The following is a 19,981-nucleotide window of genomic DNA, read 5'->3' on the forward strand; positions in this document are numbered from 1 at the left end:
TCCTTCGAGTCTGCCCGACCACGCCGGGGTTGACGGCCGGAACTCGATCATCGGCGTGGCGGATCGCGAAAAGCGCGCATCATACCCCGCCACTACGCACGGTAATGATCCGACATGCGATGTTTATCCGATTATGTGAATCTGGCGATGGTCCTGGCCCCGAGAGTCCTTAGAGGAGGAACACCATGGCCAAGAACAAGAACCGCAAGCAGGGCAGCCAGCAGGACCGCGCTTCGCAGGCGGAGCGCGGTGCTCAGGAGGCACGCGCGACGGCCGCCGAGGCGCGGAGCTCGGTGGAGTCGCAGGCTCAGGGCAGCCCTGCCGATGTTGCGCGCAAGCATCAGCGGCGCTTCGGCCACAACTGACCGGACTCCCGGCGAGGGCCTGTCCGGCCGGACAGGCCGTGGGCCGGCACATCGGGAGGGGCGACCCCGCGCAAGCGGAGCCGCCCCTCCCGTACGCGTACCGGACCTCAGCCCGCCAGGCAGGACGGCCCGAGCAGCACCTTCAGGTCGCCGAAGAGCGCCGGGTCCGGCTTCACCCGGTGCCGGTCGAGCCGGAGCACCGTGGTCTTGCGGGGGCCCTGGAGCCGGATGCGTACCTCGGTGTCGCCCCGGTGGCTGTTCAGCACCTCACCGAGCCGGCTGACCATGGGCGGGGTCACCCGGACCGTGGGGATGGTCAGGACGACGGGCGCGTTGGTCCCCGCGTTGGAGATGTCGGGGACCTGCATCTCCATGGCGACCAGGCGCGGCACGTCCTCGCGCTTGTCGAGGCGCCCCTTCACGAAGACGACGGTGTCCTCGACGAGCTGGGTGGAGACCAGCTGGTAGGTGGCGGGGAAGAACATGCACTCGATGGAGCCGGCCAGGTCCTCCACGGTGGCGATGGCCCAGGCGTTGCCCTGCTTGGTCATCTTGCGCTGGAGGCCGGAGATGATGCCGCCCACGGTGACGATCGCGCCGTCGGCGTGCTCACCGCCGGTGAGCTGCGAGATCGCGGCGTCCGACTTGTCGGACAGGACGTGCTCCAGACCGAACAGCGGGTGGTCGGAGACGTAGAGCCCGAGCATCTCGCGCTCCTGGGCCAGCAGGTAGGACTTCTCCCACTCGACGTCGGAGAACTCCACGTCGAGCCCGAAGCCCGGCTCGTCGCTGTCCTCCTCGCCGCCGCCGAAGAGGTCGAACTGCCCCTCGGCCTCCTTGCGCTTGACCTGCACCACGTTGTCGATCATGGGCTCGTGGTGGGCGACGAGGCCCTTGCGGGTGTGGCCCATCTCGTCGAAGGCGCCGGCCTTGATGAGGGATTCCACGGTCCGCTTGTTGCAGACGACGGCCTCGACCTTGTCCAGGAAGTCGGGGAACGAGCTGTACTTCCCCTTGGTCTTGCGGCACCGGATGATCGAGTCCACGACGTTCTGGCCGACGTTGCGGACGGCCGTGAGCCCGAAGAGGATCACGTCGTCGCCCTGGGCGGCGAAGTTGGACTCCGACTCGTTGACGTTCGGCGGGAGCACCTTGATGCCCATGCGCCGGCACTCGTTGAGGTAGACGGCCGACTTGTCCTTGTCGTCCTTGACCGAGGTCAGCAGGGCGGCCATGTACTCGGCGGGGTAGTTCGCCTTGAGGTACGCGGTCCAGTAGGTGACCAGCCCGTACGCCGAGGAGTGCGCCTTGTTGAACGCGTACCCGGCGAACGGGACCAGGACGTCCCAGAGCGCCTTGATCGCCGCGTCCGAGAAGCCCTTCTTCTTGGCGCCGGCCTCGAAGAGGACGAAGTTCTTCGCCAGCTCCTCGGGCTTCTTCTTGCCCATCACGCGGCGCAGGATGTCGGCCTCGCCGAGCGAGTAGCCGGCGACGATCTGGGCGGCCTTCTGCACCTGCTCCTGGTACACGATCAGGCCGTAGGTGAGGCCCAGGACCTCCTTGAGCGGCTCCTCCAGCTCAGGGTGGATCGGGGTGATCTCCTGGCGGCCGTTCTTGCGCTCGGCGTAGTTCGTGTGCGAGTTCATGCCCATCGGGCCCGGCCGGTAGAGGGCCGAGACGGCGGAGATGTCCTCGAAGTTGTCGGGCTGCATCTGGCGCAGCAGCGAGCGCATCGGCCCGCCGTCGAACTGGAACACGCCGAGCGTGTCACCGCGGCACAGCAGCTCGTACGTCTTGGGGTCGTCCAGCGGGAGCGCGAGCATCTCCAGGTCGACGCCCTTGTTGGACTTCACCATCTTGATGGCGTCGTCCATGATCGTCAGGTTGCGCAGCCCCAGGAAGTCCATCTTCAGCAGGCCGAGCGATTCGCACTGCGGGTAGTCCCACTGCGTGATGGTGACGCCGTCGGTGTGCCGCACCCAGACCGGGGCGTGGTCCACGATCGGCTCGCTGGACATGATGACGCCGGCGGCGTGCACGCCCATCTGCCGGACCAGGCCCTCGACGCCCTTGGCGGTGTCGATGACCTTCTTGACGTCCGGCTCGTTCTCGTACATCCCCCGGATCTCGCCCGCCTCGCTGTAGCGCGGGTGGCTGGGGTCGGTGATGCCGTTGAGGTCGATGCCCTTGCCGAGGACGTCGGCGGGCATGGCCTTGGTGAGCCGGTCGCCCATCGCGTACGGGTAGCCGAGGACGCGGGCGGAGTCCTTGATCGCGTTCTTGGCCTTGATCTTGCCGTAGGTGCCGATCATGGCGACCTTGTCGGCGCCGTACTTCTCCGTCACGTACCGGATGACCTCGACGCGCCGGCGCTCGTCGAAGTCGATGTCGACGTCGGGCATGGAGACGCGCTCGGGGTTGAGGAACCGTTCGAAGATCAGCCCGTGCTCGATCGGGTCGAGGTCGGTGATGCCGAGCGCGTACGAGACGATCGAGCCGGCCGCGGATCCTCGGCCGGGGCCGACCGCGATGCCGTTGTTCTTGGCCCACATGATGAAGTCGGCGACGACCAGGAAGTACCCCGGGAACCCCATCTGGATGATGATGTCCATCTCGTACTCGACCTGCTTCTGCCGGTCCTCGGGGACGCCGTTCGGGAAACGGCGGTTCATCCCCACCCGGACCTCCTCCTGGAACCAGGTGATCTCCGTGTAGCCCTCGGGGATGTCGAACTTCGGCATCAGGTCGCGCTTCTCGAACATCCCGGAGGTGTCGATCTGCTCGGCGACCAGGAGGGTGTTGGCGCATCCCTCCTGCCAGGCGTCGGAGGAGTCGACGCCGTACATCTCCTCCGTGGTCTTGAGGTAGTAGCCGGTGCCGTCGAAGCGGAAGCGGTCCGGGTCGGAGAGGTTCTTGCCGGTCTGGATGCAGAGCAGGGCGTCGTGCGCGGTCGCCTCGGAGGCGTACGTGTAGTGCGAGTCGTTCGTCACGAGCGGCGGGATGGAGAGCTTCTTGCCGATCTCCAGGAGCCCGTCGCGGACCCGGCGCTCGATCTCGATGCCGTGGTCCATCAGCTCCAGGAAATAGCGCCCCTCGCCGAAGATGTCCTTGTAGTCGGAGGCCGCCTTCAGCGCCTCGTCGAACTGGCCGAGCCGCAGCCGCGTCTGGACTTCGCCGGAGGGGCAGCCGGTCGACGCGATCAGGCCCTCGGACCACTGGGCGATGGTCTCCTTGTCCATACGCGGCCACTTCTGGAGCCAGCCCTCGGCGTAGGCGTCGGAGGACAGCTTGAAGAGGTTGTGCAGACCCGTCTTGTTCGCCGCCCAGATCGTCTTGTGGGTATAGCCGCCCGAACCGGAGACGTCGTCGCGCTTCTGGTGCGGCTGGCCCCACTGGATCTTCCGCTTGTGCTTGCGCGACTCGGGCGCGACGTACGCCTCGATGCCGATGATCGGCGTCACGTCCGCCTTCTTCGCCGAGTGGAAGAAGTCGTACGCCCCGTGCAGGTTGCCGTGGTCCGTCATGGCGATATGGGTCATGCCCATGTCGTTGCACGCCTTGAACATGTCCTTGAGCCGCGCGGCACCGTCCAGCAGCGAGTACTGGGTGTGGACGTGAAGGTGCGTGAAGGGCGGCTTGGTCACGGCGCTGTGCCTCCGGGGAAATGTGGATGACGGGACGGGTGACGTCTCGGGATGTCTGGGGGGACAGCGTGGAAGTCTACGTCTCCGAGGGGCGCGGCGACGGGCACTCCGCGATACGGTCGCGCGTTGGAACGGCGGGACCACCCGTCCCTTTTGTCATGCACGTCATCACGCAGGTCAGGTACCAGGAGGCAGTCACAGATGTCGGACACGCAGACCGGCGCGGAGCCGCGCGGGGAGCAGATTCTCGAGGTCTTCGACACCGCCTTCGGAGAGCTGCTGGCCGCCGATCCGGCGGCCTTCCGGGTCAAGTTCCGCAAGATGGCGGGCTCGGCCTTCGCCTTCTACCGGGGCACGGCCTGCCTGTTCTACAACGACCTGGAGCACGAGCGGCACGGCGGCCCGTATCTGGACGAGCGCACCGGCCGGGTCTGGATACACGGCGACCTCCACGCGGAGAACTTCGGCACCTACATGGACGCCAACGGCCGCCTCGTCTTCAACGTGAACGACTTCGACGAGGCGTACGTGGGCCCCTTCACCTGGGACCTCAAGCGCTTCGCCGGCTCGGTCGCCCTGCTGGGGTACGCGAAGGCGCTGGGTGACGAGCAGATCACCGAGCTGGTACGGATCTACGCGGCCGCCTACCGCGAGCGCATCCGCGCCCTGGCCACGGGCGCAAAGAACGACGAGGTACCGCCGTTCACGCTGGACACCGCCGAGGGGCCACTGCTCGGCGCGCTGCGGACCGCCCGCTCGCTGACCCGGTTCTCGCTGCTGGACTCGATGACCGAGATCCGCGACTTCGAGCGCCGGTTCGCCGAGGGCGGCGGCGCGATCGACCTGGACGCGGCGACGCGGTACAAGGTGCTGGCCGCGTTCGACGGCTATCTGGAGACGCTGCCGGAGTCGAGCCTGACCCGGCCGGACTCCTACCGCGTGAAGGACGTGGTGGGCCGGCGCGGCATCGGCATCGGCTCGGCGGGCCTGCCCTCGTACAACATCCTCCTGGAGGGCAACAGCGACGCCCTGGAGAACGACGTCGTGATCTACCTCAAGCAGGCGCAGACCCCGGCCGTCTCCCGGCACATCACGGACCCGGCGGTCCGCGGCTACTTCCGGCACGAGGGCCACCGCACGGTGATCTCGCAGCGCGCCCTCCAGGCCCACGCCGACCCGTGGCTCGGCTGGACCGAGCTGGACGGCGCCGGCCAGCTGGTCGCCGAGGTGTCGCCGTACGCGGTGGACCTGGACTGGTCCGACATCGACGAGCCCGACGAGATCGCGGCGGTCGTCGCCGACCTCGGCCGGGCCACGGCCACGATGCACGCGGCGGCGGACGACGAGAGCGGCCACTCGCTGGTGCCGTTCTCCACGGAACGGGCGATCGACGCCGCCATCGCGGCCGACGAGGAGGGCTTCGGGGAGCTCCTCGTGGACTTCGCCCACAGCTACGGCGCCCGGGCCCGCGCGGACCACCAGATCTTCGTGGACCTCTTCCGCAACGGCCGCATCCCGGGGCTGTAGCCGGCGAAACGGAACCTTTAGGGGTCGCTTACAGGTTCGCATGCGACACTCCTGGGCGATGGACATATCCGGGACGCAGCTCAGAGCGGCACGCGCGGCGCTTTTCACAGCGCTCGTCGTGACGCTCTCCGCCGCGTCCCATGTCCTGCTCTCCCAGGTCGCGCTGCCCCTGGTGCCCGTCGCCGTGCTGGCCGGGGCCGTCTTCGCGGCGGCCTACGCCCTGGCCGGCCGCCAGCGCGGCTTCGGGGCGATCGCCGGGCTGCTGGTCCCCCTGGAGCTGGCCGCCGACACCTTCTTCACCACCGGCCAGCACCTCTGCTACGGGGCGGCGGGCGGCCCGATAGCGGGCCCCCTGCGCTCGGTGGGCGTCGACGTCCTGTGCGGCGGCGGCGACCTCGGCCCCGGCACCGCGCCCCTGGGCGACGTCGGCACTCCGCTCGCCTCGGTGACCGCGGGCGGCCAGGGCGCCGCCGCACTGCTCGCCTCCCCCGGCCCGCTGGTCCCCTGGCTGCTGCTGGCCGCCCACGTCACGGTCGGGCTGCTCGCCGCCGCCTGGCTGCACCGCGGTGAACTGGCGCTCGCCGGGCTACTCCGGGCGGGCGCGCTGCTGGCGTTCCGGCCGCTGCTGATCGCGGTGGCCGTGGTGCGCGGGGCGGGCCGCCCGTCGCGGACCGGGGCGCGCGCCACCGCACCCGGGCCGCTGCTGCCGGCCCGCGCCCGGCTCCTCGGGCACTCCGTGGGACGGAGGGGTCCGCCGCTCGGGGCCTGTGCCCTCTGAGCACGCGAGCCCCGCACCGTACGACCCACCCCACACGGAGAACACCACCATGAGCAAGCGCAACAGCCAGGCCAACAAGTCCGCCGCCCGCGAGCGGCTGCGCGCGGAGCGCGAGCGCCAGGCGAAGAAGGACAAGGCCCGCCGGCAGGTCGTCGTCGGCGTCTCGGTCGTCGCCGGCCTCGCCGTCGTCGCCGGCATCAGCTACGTCGTGATGGAGATGAACAAGCCGTCGCACTGGCAGTCGGTCAAGGACGACAAGGCGAAGGTCGTCACGCCCAAGAACACCTCGGGCGAGAACGGCACCACCGTCGTCATCGGCAAGGACACCGCGAAGAAGACCCTGAAGCTGTACGAGGACTCCCGCTGCCCGATCTGCGCCTCGTTCGAGCAGACCGTCGGCTCGACCATCGCCAAGGACGTCGCGGACGGCAAGTACAAGATCCAGTACGTGGGCGCCTCGTTCATCGACGGCGACAATCTCGGCGCCGACAAGCCCTCCATCGGCAACCGCGGCGAGGGCTCCAAGAACGCCCTGAGCGCGCTCGGCGCCGCCCTGAACGTGAGCCCGGACGCCTTCCTCGACTACAAGAGCGCGCTGTACTCGGCGAAGTTCCACCCGGACGAGGCGGACGACAAGTTCAAGGACGACAGCTACCTGATCAAGGTCGCCGACTCGGTGAAGGAGCTCAAGGGCAACAAGGAGTTCCAGAAGGCCGTCGAGGACGGCACGTACGACGCGTGGGCCCTGCAGATGTCCAAGAGCTTCGACGACAACAAGGACGACGTGACCGGCACGCCGACCCTCGTCATGGACGGCAAGAAGATCACCGGCGGCGACGGCAAGAACGCTCCGATGACGGTGGACGAGTTCAACACGGCGATGACCACGGCGCTCAAGAGCTGACTTCCGGCTCCTGTCGGAAGGGGGTGGACCCGGACGGGCCCACCCCCTTCCGCATCGGCCCGGCGCACACCCGACCGTTGTGATCCAGCCACCGAAGGGCACGTCACCGGCTGATGACGGCTGTGTTGCGCACGGCTCACCGCGCGGACGGAATCCGGACACACCGACCGCCGGGGGGCGCCGATACGTGAAGTTCGTTTCCCAAACTCCGGACCGAGGAGAAGGTTTTCTCCCTGTTGCCCCGGTCTGCACCCCGGATCATTGGGCCGGATCGCCCCTGCCCCGCCATGACATGCCCACGTAATCTCCCGCGACAGGTGAGGAATCCCCTCCCCTTCCCACGTCCGCGAGGAGCCCCCGTGCGCACTCCTGCCCGAATATCACCGCGTATGCGCCACCGCGCGATCGGCATCGCCGCCCTGGCCGGAACCCTGGCCCTGGCGCCGCTCACCGTTCCCTCCGGCGCCACCGCCGCGTCCGGCGGCGCCACGGCGGCCAGGTCCGCCGACGCCTGTGCGGACGCCCCGGCCTCCGCCGCGGCCCGCCAGTCCCGGCCCAGCGGGCCCCAGCACACGGCCGACCCCGACGAACTCACCAGCGCCCAGGCCGCGGCGATCGACAAGCAGCTGAGACAGAAGCTCGCCGAACGCCGCCTCACCGGTCCCTCGCTCGCCGCCGGGGCGACCATCCCCGTCTACTTCCACGTCATCCACTCCGGCACCACGGGCAAGCTCACCTCGGGCGACATCAGCAGCCAGCTGAACGTGCTGAACGCCGCGTACAGCGGCCAGGGCACCGGGAACACCGCCACCGGCTTCCAGTTCTCCCTGGCCGGCACCGACTACACGGACAACGCCACCTGGTACAACCTCTCCTCCGGCTCGTCGGCCGAGAAGGCGATGAAAACGGCCCTGCGCAAGGGCGGCAAGAACGCGCTCAACATCTACACCGCCAACCTGGGCGGCGGACTGCTCGGCTGGGCGACGTTCCCCAGCTCCTACGCCTCCAACCCGTCCATGGACGGCGTCGTCATCCTCGACGCCTCGCTGCCGGGCGGCCCCGCGACGCACTACGACGAGGGCGACACCGCGACGCACGAGGTCGGTCACTGGATGGGCCTTTACCACACGTTCCAGGGCGGCTGTAACGGGAACGGCGACTACGTGGCCGACACCCCGGCGGAGAAGAGCCCCGCGTACGAGTGCCCGACCGGCCGCGACACGTGCGCCAACAAGACCGGCGTCGACCCCATCCACAACTTCATGGACTACACGTACGACTCCTGCATGACCCAGTTCACGCCGGGCCAGGTGCAGCGGATGAGCGACAGCTGGGCCGCCTACCGCGGCTGACCCGCCAGGCGTCTCCCGAACGGCTCCGCGCGACCCGCGCGGAGCCCTTCGCGCGTCACAGCGTGGCGAGGAACCCGATCGCGACCTTCCAGGCCAGCTCCGCCGCCTCCCGGTCGAAGTCCGGCAGCTCCGGGTCGGTGAAGAGGTGGCCGGCGCCCGGGTAGCGGTAGACCTCCACGTCGGCCCCGGTCCGCTGCATGTCCAGGTACCAGGAGTTCAGCCAGTCGGCCGTCTCGTACGGGTCGGGGTCGGCGACGTGCAGCTGCACGGGCAGCTCGTCCACCGAGGCGTTCTCGGCGATGTCCGAGGTGCCGTGGAGGAGCAGCAGCCCGCGCGCCTTCTCGTCGCCGAGCGCCAGCGTCTGGGCGACCGAGGCGCCGAGCGAGAAGCCGGCGTACACGAGGCCCTGGTCGGAGTAGGGCGCGGCGGCCAGCACGGCCCGCTTCAGCAGCTCCTCCTTGCCGGTCTCCTCCCGGAACGCCTCCGCTTCCTCCACCGAATCGAAGGTGTGCCCCGCGAACAGATCGGGCACGCGCACCTCGTGCCCTGCGGCGCGCAGCCGTTCGGCTGCGGCGTGCACGGCGGGGCGCAGACCGTACATCGAGTGGAAAAGCATGATGTTCATGACGCCCATGGTGCCAGTTGCGTTCGAAGGGATGGAGAGCGACAGCATGGAGAGTGTTCTGCGGCCGCTGATCATCCTCGGCGGCTCGGTGGTGATCACCCTGGCGGCGGGCTGGTTCTTCGACTTCCTGCTGAGGCGCACCGACGCCCGCCACCACGACACCCCGCTGTGGGGCCTGCTGCGGCGCTGCCGCATACCGTTCCAGCTGGTCATGTGCGCGGCACTGCTGCGCGGGACGTACGCGCGGACCGGTCTCGGCCCGGTCCAGGATCACCGGGTGGGCATCGGCCGGCTGCTGACGCTGGTGCTGATCGGCGCGTCGGCCTGGCTGGTGGTGCGGATCGCCATCGCGGTCGTGGACTCGGTGTACGCGCGCTACGCGGCGGCCCACAACCGGGACCCGGCGCGGGTGCGGCGGGTGCGGACGCAGGTGACGCTGATCCAGCGGGTCGTCATCGCGATCGTGACGATCCTGGCCGTCGCGGCCATGCTGCTGACGTTCCCCGAGATGCAGGCGGTCGGCACCTCGATGCTGGCCTCGGCCGGTCTCGTCGGCATCGTCGCCGGTGTCGCTGCCCAGTCCACGCTGGGCAACCTCTTCGCGGGCCTCCAGATCGCGTTCGGCGACATGGTCCGCATCGGCGACACCGTGGTGGTGGACGGCGAGTGGGGCACGATCGAGGAGATCACGCTGACCTTCCTCGCGGTGCGTACGTGGGACGAGCGGCGGATCACGATGCCGGTCTCGTACTTCACGGGCAAGCCGTTCGAGAACTGGTCGCGCGGCGGGGCGCAGATGACCGGCTCGGTCTTCTTCCACCTCGACCACTCGGCGCCGATCGAGGCGATGCGCGACAAGCTGCGGGACATCCTCGGGGAGTGCGCCGCCTGGGACGGCCGGAACTGGTCCCTGGCGGTCACGGACACCACCCCGACGACGATCCAGGTGCGCGCGGTCGTCACGGCGAAGGACGCGGACGACATCTGGACGGCGCGCTGCGCGGTCCGGGAGCAGCTGATCGGCTGGCTGCGCGACCACCACCCGTACGCGCTGCCGCGGGTCGCGACGGCCCCCGCCGCGCTCCCGCCCGGCGACGCGTGGCCGTCGGTGAACGGCCGGGACGGCAAGTCCCCGAACTGGGACAAGGCTCCCCGTACGGGCCGGGGCTGACCGCCCTCAGCGCAGGCTGCGTACGTCCAGCTGCCGCAGGACCCGGTCCACGACCTCCGGGTCCGAGCCGGGCTCGCTGCGCGCGGAGAGCACGGCGTGGCGGGCGGCCGACATCATCTCGCGCTGGACGCGGCTGACCACCTGGAACCGCTCGACGCGCCTGGCGTACGCGTCCCGCCGTTCGTCGTCCACCATCTCCGGGCTGATCCGCGCCCCCACGTCGTACGCCAGCCGGTGCAGCCGGTCGACCACGTCCTCGGGCAGGTCCTCGGTCTCCTCGATCTTCTTCAGCCGCTCCCGGGCCGCCTTGGCCGCCCGGACCGCGAGGTCCCTCTCCAGGGCCGCCTCGGCGTCCGTGTCCGCGCGTACCCCGAGCCGCCGCACCAGCCAGGGCAGCGTCAGCCCCTGGAAGACCAGGGTCACCATGATCACGGAGAACGCGATGAAGACGATCTCGTCGCGGCCGGGAAACGGCTTGCCGTCGTCCGTCTCCAGCGGGATCGCGAGGGCCAGCGCGACGGAGGCCACCCCGCGCATCCCGGCCCACCACATGATCACGGTCTCCCGCCAGCTGGTGGGGATCTCCTCGCTGACGTCCCGCCGGGTGTGCAGCCGCTTGGCGAGCCAGGTGGCCGGCAGCAGGTACAGCAGGCGTACGCCGACGACGACCGCGACGACCGCGAGAGCCCAGCCGGCCATCTCCAGCTCGCGGCCGTTCGCGGTGCCGAACACGTTGTGCAGTTCGAGGCCGATGAGCCCGAAGGCGATCCCGGTGACCAGGGTGTCGACGATCTCCCAGAAGGTGCGTCCGGTGAGCCGGCCGAGGACGTCGTCGGCGTCCGCGGTGTGCTCCGCGAGGAACATCGCGGTCATCAGGACGGCGAGCACGCCGGAGCCCATCAGCTCCTCGGCGAGCACGTAGCTGACGAACGGCACCAGCAGGGTCAGGCCGACCTGGAGGGTGGCGTCGCCGAGCAGCCCCATGAGCTTGATCGTGAGCCAGCCGAGCGCGACGCCCACCGCGACGGCGACCACCGCGGACAGCACCAGCAGACCGAACGCCTCGGGCAGCGAGAAGGTCCCGCTGACGGCCGCCGCGATGGCCACGTGGTACAGCACGATCGCGGTGACGTCGTTGAACAGTCCCTCGCCCTCCAGGATGGAGACGAGCCGCCGGGGCAGCCCGACCGAGCCCGCGACGGCGGTGGCGGCGACCGGGTCGGGCGGGGCGACGAGCGCGCCGAGCGCGACGGCGGCGGCGAGCGGCAGCCCCGGCACGACCGCGTCGGCGACCGCGGCGACGGCGGCGGTCGTGAGGAAGACCAGGGCGACGGCCAGCAGGAGGATGGGCCGCTTGTTCGCGGCGAACTGCCGCCAGGAGGTGCGCTGCACCGAGGCGTAGAGCAGCGGCGGCAGCAGCGCGGGGAGGATGATCTCCGGCGGGATGTCCACGTTCGGCACGAAGCTGAGGAAGGCCAGCACGACGCCGAAGAGCGTCATCAGCACCGGCGCCGGCAGCTTCAGCCGGTCCCCCAGCGGAACCGTGACCACGGCCCCGAGCAGCAGCAGGAGCAGCAGTGACATCTGGTCCACGGGGTGCCTTCCGAAGCGCTCCGGCCGGGTCCGGTCCGCTTCCGGCCGATTCCCCTCACCCTGCCATGCACCCCCCGGCCGCCGGGGTCAGGGGGTGCGGCGGGGCGTCAGATCGTCCGGCGCATCGCGCGGTGCGGGATTCCCGCGTCCATGAACTCGGGGCCGTACGGCTCGTAGCCGAGGCGCTCGTAGAAACGCAGGGCGTGCGTCTGGGCGTGCAGGTCGACGGCGGTGAGGCCGTGGTCGCGGGCGGCGTCCTCGATGGCCCGCACGAGCGCGGCGCCGACGCCGAGGCCCCGGGCCTCCTTGCGCACCGCGAGCCGGCCGAGCGAGCCGGCCGTGGCGTCCGCGCCGGTGTGCGCCGCGGCGGCGGGGCCGTGCAGCAGCCGGCCGGTCCCGAGCGCGGTGCCGTCGGCGGCGACGGCTACGACGTGCAGGGCGTCCGCGTCGTGGGCGTCGTACTCGATCTCCTCGGGCACGTTCTGCTCACCGACGAAGACCTCCTTGCGCACCTGGAAGCAGGCGGCGCGGTCCTGCTCGTCGGCGGCGGTCCTGGTGGTGTACGCGAGGGGCCCGGCCCTCACTGGCTCTCCGCCGCGATGCGGTCCAGCGCCTGCTGGAGGTCGTCCGGGTAGGTGCTGGTGAACTCGACCCAGCTCCCGTCGGCGGGGTGCTCGAAGCCCAGCTTCACCGCGTGCAGCCACTGCCGGGTCAGGCCGAGGCGCTTGGCCATGGTGGGATCGGCGCCGTAGGTGAGGTCGCCGACGCAGGGGTGGCGGTGGGCGGCCATGTGCACCCGGATCTGGTGGGTGCGCCCGGTCTCCAGCTTGATGTCGAGGAGGCTGGCGGCCCGGTACGCCTCGATGAGGTCGTAGTGGGTCACGGAGGGCTTGCCGTCGGCGACGACCGCCCACTTGTAGTCGTGGTTCGGGTGGCGGCCGATGGGGGCGTCGATGGTGCCGCTCATCGGGTCCGGGTGGCCCTGGACCAGCGCGTTGTACTTCTTCTCCACGACCCGGTCGCGGAACTGCGCCTTGAGCAGGGTGTAGGCGCGCTCGGACTTGGCGACGACCATCAGTCCGGAGGTGCCGACGTCGAGCCGGTGCACGATGCCCTGGCGCTCGGCGGCGCCGGAGGTCGAGATCCGGTACCCGGCGGCGGCGAGGCCGCCGATGACGGTGGTGCCAGTCCAGCCGGGGCTGGGGTGGGCGGCGACGCCCACCGGCTTCACGATCACCACGATGTCGTCGTCGTCGTGGACGATCTCCATGCCCTCGACGGGCTCGGCGACGATCTGCACGGGCGCGGCCGCCTGCGGCATCTCCACTTCGAGCCAGGCACCGCCGTGCACCCGCTCGGACTTCCCGACCACCGAGCCGTCCACCTGCACCTTGCCGGCGGCGGCCAGGTCGGCGGCCTTGGTGCGGGAGAAGCCGAACATCCGGGAGATGGCGGCGTCGACGCGCTCGCCCTCCAGGCCATCGGGGACGGGCAGGGTGCGGACCTCGGGTTGCGTACTCACCAGTCGAGTATGCCTTGCCCCCGCCGGTCCCCGTTCCTCAGTCCTCGTTCCCTCAGTCCTTGTGGACGGTGCCGTCGGGGTCCAGGCCCTTGAAGGAGAGGAACACGATCAGGATGCCGCCGCAGACGATCGCGGAGTCGGCCAGGTTGAAGACGGCGAAGTGGGCCGGGGCGATGAAGTCCACCACCGCGCCCTCGAAGACACCCGGCGCGCGGAAGATGCGGTCGGTGAGGTTCCCGAGCGCCCCGCCGAGCAGCAGGCCGAGCGCGATGGCCCACGGCAGGCTGTACAGCTTGCGCGCGAGCCGCGCGATCACCACGATGACGGTCGCCGCGATGATCGTGAAGATGATCGTGAACGCCTCGCCGAAGCCGAACGCGGCGCCCGAGTTGCGCAGGGCGTCCAGCTTGAGCCAGTCGCCGATGAGCTCGACCGGTTCCTGGTGCTCCAGCTTCGCCACGACGAGCATCTTGCTGCCGAGGTCGAGCAGGTACGCCACGACGGCGACGCAGAACAGCAGGATGACCCGGCGCCGGCGGGTGGCCGGCGAGCGGTCGACGGCCGCGTCCGCCGCGGTGGCCCCGGTGTCCTGGGCGTCCGGCTGCGGGGAAGCGGCCGAGCCGTCCGGCCCGGTCTCTCCGCTTCCCTCAGCTCCGGTGATGTCCGGCGTACCGATGATGCGCTCCGCCTCTGCCACGTGAGTCCCTCAACCTAGTTCCCGACTGAGGACGAGGGTACGGCACGCGGTTGCGAATCAGCCGCGTCGCTCCTGCTTCTGTTTGTCCTCGACGCACAGCGTGGCCCGGGGGAACGCCTGCATCCGCGCCTTGCCGATCGGCTTGCCGCAGACCTCGCACAGCCCGTACGTGCCGGCCTCCAGACGGGCCAGGGCGCGCTCGGTCTGGTCCAGCATCTCCTGGGCGTTGGCGGCGAGCTGCATCTCGTGCTCGCGGGTGATGTTCTTGGTGCCGGTGTCGGCCTCGTCGTCGCCCGCCCCGTCACCGGAGTCCCGCATCAGCCCGGCCAGCGCGAGGCCGGACGCCTCCAGCTCGTTGCGGAGCCGGGTGATCTCGCCGGTCAGCCCGTCCCGCGCGGAGACGACCTCCTCCGGGGTCCAGGGGTCCTCGCCGGGCCGTACGGCCAGGTCTCCCGGCGCCGTGGCGACCCGGGCGGGCGGCACGGGTGCCGCGTCCTCGCCCGCGGTTTGGGTACCGGCCGCGCTCTTCTTGGCTACCACCGTGTGGGCTCCCGTCTGATCGGCGGCCTCGGCCGCCCCCGTGGTCGCCGGGGCCGCGGTGGCCCCGGTCTTCTTCGGCGTGGTCTTCTGCGACGCGGTCTTCCGGGCCGCCGCCTTCTTGGCGGAGGTCTTCTTGCCGGGCGCTTTCTTCTCCACCATGGCCGCGGCCCCTTCACACACTGTGATCTTGCTCGCGAGTCGTGCTGGGACGATAAGTCGACCCCCGGCCCGCGGCAACGGGGCACGCCGCCGCATCGCCCCTCCCCGTGTCCGGATCACTGTGCGCCTGCATCCGTTGTGCCCAGCTCCCCGACGGGTAATCCGGCTTTCCGCCGCGCGCCGGGCCGCGCTCCGGCCGGGTGCGCCCCGTATGGCCATTCGGGTCACGCCCGGCCCCTCCGTAAACCGGTCGGACGCCGTGGCCCGCGGCCCGTACACTGGCCCCAGCGAGAGGCGTGGATGGGACGAGTAGCGTCGTACGCAGCCAGCAGCGACCCGGGGACGGTGGGAGCCCGGGGGCGAGCGCGTCGTGAAGATCACCCCGGAGCCGCCGGAAGAACGCCCCGAGGGGCCAGTAGAACCGGCATCGCACCCCAATGAGGGGGTCCGGGGCACACGCCCGGGGCCAAGGAGGGTGGTACCGCGGGGACCGGCTCGGTTCTCGTCCCTCCGACGGAAGTGGAAGACGTCCGCCGGAGGAAGCCCGCACATGACATCGCCGCAGTACCGCCAGGTACCCGCCCAGGTCGACCTGCCCGCCCTCGAGCACGCGGTGCTCGACTTCTGGCGCGAGAACAAGGTCTTCACCAAGAGCCTCGACCAGTCCGAGGGCCGCCCCGAGTGGGTGTTCTACGAGGGTCCGCCGACCGCCAACGGCATGCCCGGCGCCCACCACATCGAGGCCCGCGTCTTCAAGGACGTCTTCCCCCGCTTCCGGACCATGCAGGGCTACCACGTGGGCCGCAAGGCCGGCTGGGACTGCCACGGCCTGCCGGTCGAGCTGGCGGTCGAGAAGGAGCTGGGCTTCAACGGCAAGAAGGACATCGAGGCGTACGGCATCGCCGAGTTCAACGCCAAGTGCCGCGAGTCCGTGACCCGGCACACCGACGCCTTCGCCGAGCTGACGACCCGCATGGGCTACTGGGTCGACCTGGACGACGCGTACCGCACGATGGACCCCGAGTACGTCGAGTCCGTGTGGTGGTCGCTGAAGGAGATCTTCAACAAGGGCCTGCTGGTCCAGGACCACCGCGTCGCCCCTTGGTGCCCGCGCTGCGGCACCGGCCTGTCCGACCACGAGCTGGCGCAGGGCTACGAGACGGTCGTCGACCCCTCGGTCTTCGTCCGCTTCCCGCTCACCTCGGGCCCGCTGGCCGGCGAGGCGGCGCTCCTGGTCTGGACGACGACCCCGTGGACCCTGGTCTCCAACACCGCCGTCGCCGCGCACCCCGACGTCCGGTACGTCGTCGCGACGAACGGCGAGGAGAAGCTCGTCGTCGCCCAGCCGCTGGTCGAGAAGGCGCTCGGCGAGGGCTGGGAGCCCACCGGCCAGTCGTTCACCGGCCGCGAGATGGAGCGCTGGACGTACGAGCGCCCGTTCGCGCTGCTCGACTTCCCGGCGCCCGCGCACTACGTCGTCAACGCCGAGTACGTGACGACCGAGGACGGTACGGGTCTGGTCCACCAGTCCCCCGCCTTCGGCGCCGACGACCTCCTGGTCTGCAAGGCGTACGGCCTGCCGGTGGTCAACCCGGTCCGCCCCGACGGCACCTTCGAGGAGGATCTGCCGCTGGTCGGCGGGGTCTTCTTCAAGAAGGCCGACGAGGCGCTGACCGAGGACCTGAACGACCGCGGCCTGCTCTTCCGCCACGTCCCGTACGAGCACAGCTACCCGCACTGCTGGCGCTGCCACACCGCGCTGCTGTACTACGCGCAGCCGTCCTGGTACATCCGCACCACGGCGGTCAAGGAGCGGCTGCTCCAGGAGAACGAGAAGACCAACTGGTTCCCGGACTCCGTCAAGCACGGCCGGTTCGGCGACTGGCTGACCAACAACGTCGACTGGGCGCTGTCCCGCAACCGCTACTGGGGCACCCCGCTGCCGATCTGGCGCTGCGAGGAGGGCCACCTCACCTGCGTCGGCTCCCGCGCCGAGCTGGGCGAGCTGGCCGGCACGGACCTCTCGGACCTGGACCCGCACCGCCCGTTCATCGACGACGTGGCCTTCGCCTGTACGCACGAGGGCTGCGGCCTGGAGGCGCGCCGCGTCCCGGAGGTCATCGACGCCTGGTACGACTCGGGCTCGATGCCGTTCGCGCAGTGGGGCTACCCCTACAAGAACAAGGAGGTCTTCGAGAGCCGCTACCCCGCGCAGTTCATCTCGGAGGCCATCGACCAGACGCGCGGCTGGTTCTACACGCTGATGGCGGTCGGCACGCTCGTCTTCGACAAGTCCAGCTACGAGAACGTCGTGTGCCTGGGCCACATCCTCGCCGAGGACGGCCGGAAGATGTCCAAGCACCTGGGCAACATCCTCCAGCCGATCCCGCTCATGGACCAGCACGGCGCGGACGCGGTGCGCTGGTTCATGGCGGCGGGCGGCTCCCCCTGGGCGGCCCGGCGCGTGGGCCACGGCACGATCCAGGAGGTCGTCCGCAAGACGCTCCTCACGTACTGGAACACGGTGGCCTTCCAGGCCCTGTACGCCCGTACGTCCAACTGGGCGCCCTCGGCCGCGGACCCGGCACCCGCCGGCCGCACGGTCCTGGACCGCTGGCTGCTCGGTGAGCTGAACACGCTGGTGGACCAGGTCACGCAGGCGCTGGAGGGCTACGACACGCAGCGTGCCGGCAAGCTGCTGTCCGCGTTCGTGGACGACCTGTCCAACTGGTACGTGCGCCGCTCCCGGCGCCGCTTCTGGCAGGGCGACAAGGCGGCGCTGCGCACGCTGCACGAAGTGGTGGAGACCGTCACACGGCTGATGGCCCCGCTGACCCCCTTCATCACCGAGCGGGTCTGGCAGGACCTGGTCGTGCCGGTCAGCCCGGACGCGCCCGAGTCGGTCCACCTGTCGTCCTGGCCGAAGGCGGACCCGGCGGCGATCGACCCCGCGCTCTCGGCGCAGATGGCGCTGGTTCGGCGGCTGGTCGAGCTGGGCCGGGCCACGCGTGCGGAGTCGGGCGTCAAGACCCGCCAGCCGCTGTCCCGGGCGCTGGTCGCGGCCTCGGGCTTCGAGGCCCTGTCCGCGGAGCTGCGCGCCCAGATCACGGAGGAGCTGAACGTCTCCTCGCTCGCCTCCCTGTCCGAGGTGGGCGGCTCGCTGGTCGACACCACGGCCAAGGCGAACTTCCGGGCGCTCGGCAAGCGCTTCGGCAAGGGCGTCCAGGCGGTGGCCAAGGCGGTCGCGAACGCGGACGCGGCGGCGCTGTCGCTGGCCCTGCGCGAGGGCACGGCGTCGGTCGAGGTGGACGGCGAGACGGTCACCCTCGCGCCGGACGAGGTGATCATCACGGAGACCCCGCGCGAGGGCTGGTCCGTTGCCTCGGACGCGGGCGCCACGGTGGCCCTGGACCTGGAGATCACGCCGGAGCTGCGGCGCGCGGGCCTGGCCCGTGACGCGATCCGCCTGATCCAGGAGGCCCGCAAGAACAGCGGCCTGGACGTGGCCGACCGCATCGCCGTCCGCTGGACCTCCACGTCCCCGGCCACGGCGGAGGCCCTGACCGAGCACGCGACGCTGATCGCGGACGAGGTGCTGGCGCTGGACTACGCGGAGGGCGAGGCGGACGGCGCGTACGGCGCCCCGTTCGAGGACGAGGGCCTGAACCTGGTCTTCCGCCTCCGCAAGACGCAGGCGTAAGCACCACGAGGGGCCCGGCCGGACACGCGACACGTACCGGCCGGGCCCTTCGCTTGCCCGGACCCCGCTCCGCCGTCTTCCGGCCTCGCCGGCGTGTGAGGCGCGGGGTCCGGGCGGAGCCCCGGTGACGGGAAGGGGCGGGTAGGGACCAAGCCCCGCCCAGCGGACCGCGCGCGCAAAAGGGCCGGGCCCCGGGGAAACCCCGGGGCCCGGCCCTCAGCCTGCCGACGGCTACGCGCTCAACGAGCGCGCCCCGCTCAGTTGTCGTCCTCGTCGATCAGGAACCCGCGCATCGGCGACGGCGCCTGCTGCATCGGCTGCGGCGCCTGCGGCCGCACCGGCGCCATCGGCTGCGTCATCGCCGGCGACATCTGCTGCTGACCGCCGTACGACGGGCCGCCGCCCATGGACGGGTTTCCGCCGCCCATCGGCTGACCGCCGTGGTTGCCGCCCATCGTGTGCCCCATGGCACCGGCACCGGCCGGAGCCAGCGAAGGCGACGGCGGCAGCGACGCGGCGGCCGGGGTGCGCGGCGGAGCCAGCGAGTCGTCGGCCTGGGTCTCCAGCTGACGCAGCTGGCTCTCCAGGTAGGACTTCAGACGCGTCCGGTACTCGCGCTCGAAGCCCCGCAGGTCCTCGACCTTGCGCTCCAGCGTCGCGCGGGCCGACTCCAGCGAGCCCATCGCCACGCGGTGCTTCTCCTGCGCGTCCCGCTCCAGCGCGTCCGCCTTGGCGCGGGCGTCCCGCTCCAGGCCCTCGGCGCGGCTGCGGGCCTCGCCGACGATCTTGTTGGCCTCGGAACGGGCCTCCGCGATCGCCTGGTCGGCGGTCTGCTGGGCCAGGGACAGGACACGGGCGGCGCTGTCGCCACCGGGGCCCTGCTGCTGCATCTGCGGCGGGGGCTGCATCTGCTGCATCTGCTGCTGCGGGTTGTGACCGCCCATGGGACCGCCCATCGGGCCGCCCATGGGACCACCCTGCATCGGGCCGGGGCCGTGCGGGCCCTGCGGACCGGGGCCGTGCGGGCCCTGGGGGCCGTGGCCACTGGGACCGGCGGGCAGCTGCGGAGCACCACCGGGCAGCTGGGGGGGACCCATCTGCGGGGGCTGCTGCTGGACCGGCGGGCCCGATATGGCGGCGGGCACCGGGGCACCCGGCCGCTCCTGCTGCTCCGGCGGCTTGCGCATGCCCTGCTGCTGGTTCTGCGCGGCGGCACGCGTGGCGGCGGCCAGCTTGGCGCGCAGGTCCTCGTTCTCACGGAGCAGGCGGGTCAGCTCCGACTCGACCTCGTCGAGGAAGGCATCGACCTCGTCCTCGTCGTAGCCCTCTCGGAGGCGGACTGTCGTGAACTGCTTGTTCCGCACATCCTCGGGAGTCAGCGGCATCTCTTCTTCACCTCTACGT

The 19,981-nt window shown here is 70.8% G+C and carries 15 protein-coding genes; 7 read left to right on the forward strand and 8 right to left on the reverse strand.

Translation table 11 applies throughout. The features are described 5' to 3' along the window. Positions 1-185: 185 nt before the first annotated feature. Positions 186-365, forward strand: coding sequence for a hypothetical protein (locus tag ACLQ2N_RS19535; RefSeq protein WP_425814665.1), 180 nt, complete (start codon positions 186-188; stop codon positions 363-365). 107 nt (positions 366-472) lie between these two features. Here the strand turns inward: ACLQ2N_RS19535 and dnaE are convergent, their stop codons facing one another. Beyond that, on the reverse strand, positions 473-4,009 hold the full coding sequence (gene dnaE, locus ACLQ2N_RS19540) for a DNA polymerase III subunit alpha (RefSeq protein WP_425814667.1): 3,537 nt from the start codon (positions 4,007-4,009) through the stop codon (positions 473-475). Positions 4,010-4,210: 201 nt separating this feature from the next. On the opposite strand from dnaE, the gene ACLQ2N_RS19545 reads away from it, so the two are divergent. From ACLQ2N_RS19545 to ACLQ2N_RS19560, 4 genes are all read left to right on the forward strand, one after another. Continuing rightward, positions 4,211-5,536: a DUF2252 domain-containing protein gene (locus tag ACLQ2N_RS19545; RefSeq protein WP_425814669.1), complete on the forward strand. Its 1,326-nt coding sequence runs from the start codon at positions 4,211-4,213 to the stop codon at positions 5,534-5,536. A 58-nt stretch (positions 5,537-5,594) separates the two neighbouring features. Beyond that, positions 5,595-6,314 carry a hypothetical protein gene (locus ACLQ2N_RS19550; RefSeq protein WP_425814671.1) on the forward strand — a complete coding sequence of 240 codons (720 nt, stop codon included), beginning with the start codon at positions 5,595-5,597 and terminating at the stop codon, positions 6,312-6,314. A 49-nt stretch (positions 6,315-6,363) separates the two neighbouring features. Continuing rightward, the gene (locus tag ACLQ2N_RS19555) at positions 6,364-7,218 is read left to right on the forward strand and encodes a thioredoxin domain-containing protein (protein WP_425814673.1); all 855 of its coding nucleotides are present in this window, start codon (positions 6,364-6,366) and stop codon (positions 7,216-7,218) included. Positions 7,219-7,607: 389 nt separating this feature from the next. Further along, complete coding sequence (locus ACLQ2N_RS19560) at positions 7,608-8,570, forward strand: zinc metalloprotease (protein WP_425815031.1); 963 nt, start codon at positions 7,608-7,610, stop codon at positions 8,568-8,570. A 55-nt stretch (positions 8,571-8,625) separates the two neighbouring features. Here ACLQ2N_RS19560 and ACLQ2N_RS19565 read toward each other — a convergent pair whose 3' ends face one another. Then, complete coding sequence (locus ACLQ2N_RS19565; protein ID WP_425814675.1) at positions 8,626-9,204, reverse strand: dienelactone hydrolase family protein; 579 nt, start codon at positions 9,202-9,204, stop codon at positions 8,626-8,628. A 37-nt stretch (positions 9,205-9,241) separates the two neighbouring features. Between ACLQ2N_RS19565 and ACLQ2N_RS19570 the strand changes: the two genes are divergently transcribed. Further along, positions 9,242-10,366, forward strand: a complete 1,125-nt coding sequence (locus tag ACLQ2N_RS19570) for a mechanosensitive ion channel family protein (RefSeq protein ID WP_425814677.1) — start codon at positions 9,242-9,244, stop codon at positions 10,364-10,366. A gap of 6 nt (positions 10,367-10,372) precedes the next feature. Here ACLQ2N_RS19570 and ACLQ2N_RS19575 read toward each other — a convergent pair whose 3' ends face one another. The 5 genes from ACLQ2N_RS19575 to ACLQ2N_RS19595 form a co-directional block, all read right to left on the reverse strand. Next, positions 10,373-11,959, reverse strand: a complete 1,587-nt coding sequence (locus ACLQ2N_RS19575; protein WP_425814679.1) for a Na+/H+ antiporter — start codon at positions 11,957-11,959, stop codon at positions 10,373-10,375. Positions 11,960-12,066: 107 nt separating this feature from the next. Further along, positions 12,067-12,543, reverse strand: a complete 477-nt coding sequence (locus tag ACLQ2N_RS19580; protein ID WP_425814681.1) for a GNAT family N-acetyltransferase — start codon at positions 12,541-12,543, stop codon at positions 12,067-12,069. Then, positions 12,540-13,481, reverse strand: a complete 942-nt coding sequence (locus tag ACLQ2N_RS19585) for an RluA family pseudouridine synthase (RefSeq protein ID WP_425814683.1) — start codon at positions 13,479-13,481, stop codon at positions 12,540-12,542. Before ACLQ2N_RS19585 ends, ACLQ2N_RS19580 begins: the two co-directional genes overlap by 4 nt. A gap of 52 nt (positions 13,482-13,533) precedes the next feature. Then, positions 13,534-14,178, reverse strand: a complete 645-nt coding sequence (gene lspA, locus ACLQ2N_RS19590) for a signal peptidase II (RefSeq protein WP_425814685.1) — start codon at positions 14,176-14,178, stop codon at positions 13,534-13,536. 57 nt (positions 14,179-14,235) lie between these two features. After that, entirely contained in the window at positions 14,236-14,877 is a 642-nt protein-coding gene (locus tag ACLQ2N_RS19595) for a TraR/DksA family transcriptional regulator (RefSeq protein ID WP_425814687.1), read from the reverse strand. 550 nt (positions 14,878-15,427) lie between these two features. Here ACLQ2N_RS19595 and ileS point away from each other — a divergent pair. Then, positions 15,428-18,577: an isoleucine--tRNA ligase gene (gene ileS, locus ACLQ2N_RS19600; RefSeq protein WP_425814689.1), complete on the forward strand. Its 3,150-nt coding sequence runs from the start codon at positions 15,428-15,430 to the stop codon at positions 18,575-18,577. Positions 18,578-18,834: 257 nt separating this feature from the next. Here ileS and ACLQ2N_RS19605 read toward each other — a convergent pair whose 3' ends face one another. Next, complete coding sequence (locus ACLQ2N_RS19605; RefSeq protein WP_383298513.1) at positions 18,835-19,962, reverse strand: DivIVA domain-containing protein; 1,128 nt, start codon at positions 19,960-19,962, stop codon at positions 18,835-18,837. Between the last annotated feature and the right edge of the window lie 19 nt (positions 19,963-19,981).

Source organism: Streptomyces sp. DT224 (genome assembly GCF_049844595.1).
In the GTDB taxonomy this organism is placed as follows: Bacteria; Actinomycetota; Actinomycetes; order Streptomycetales; family Streptomycetaceae; genus Streptomyces.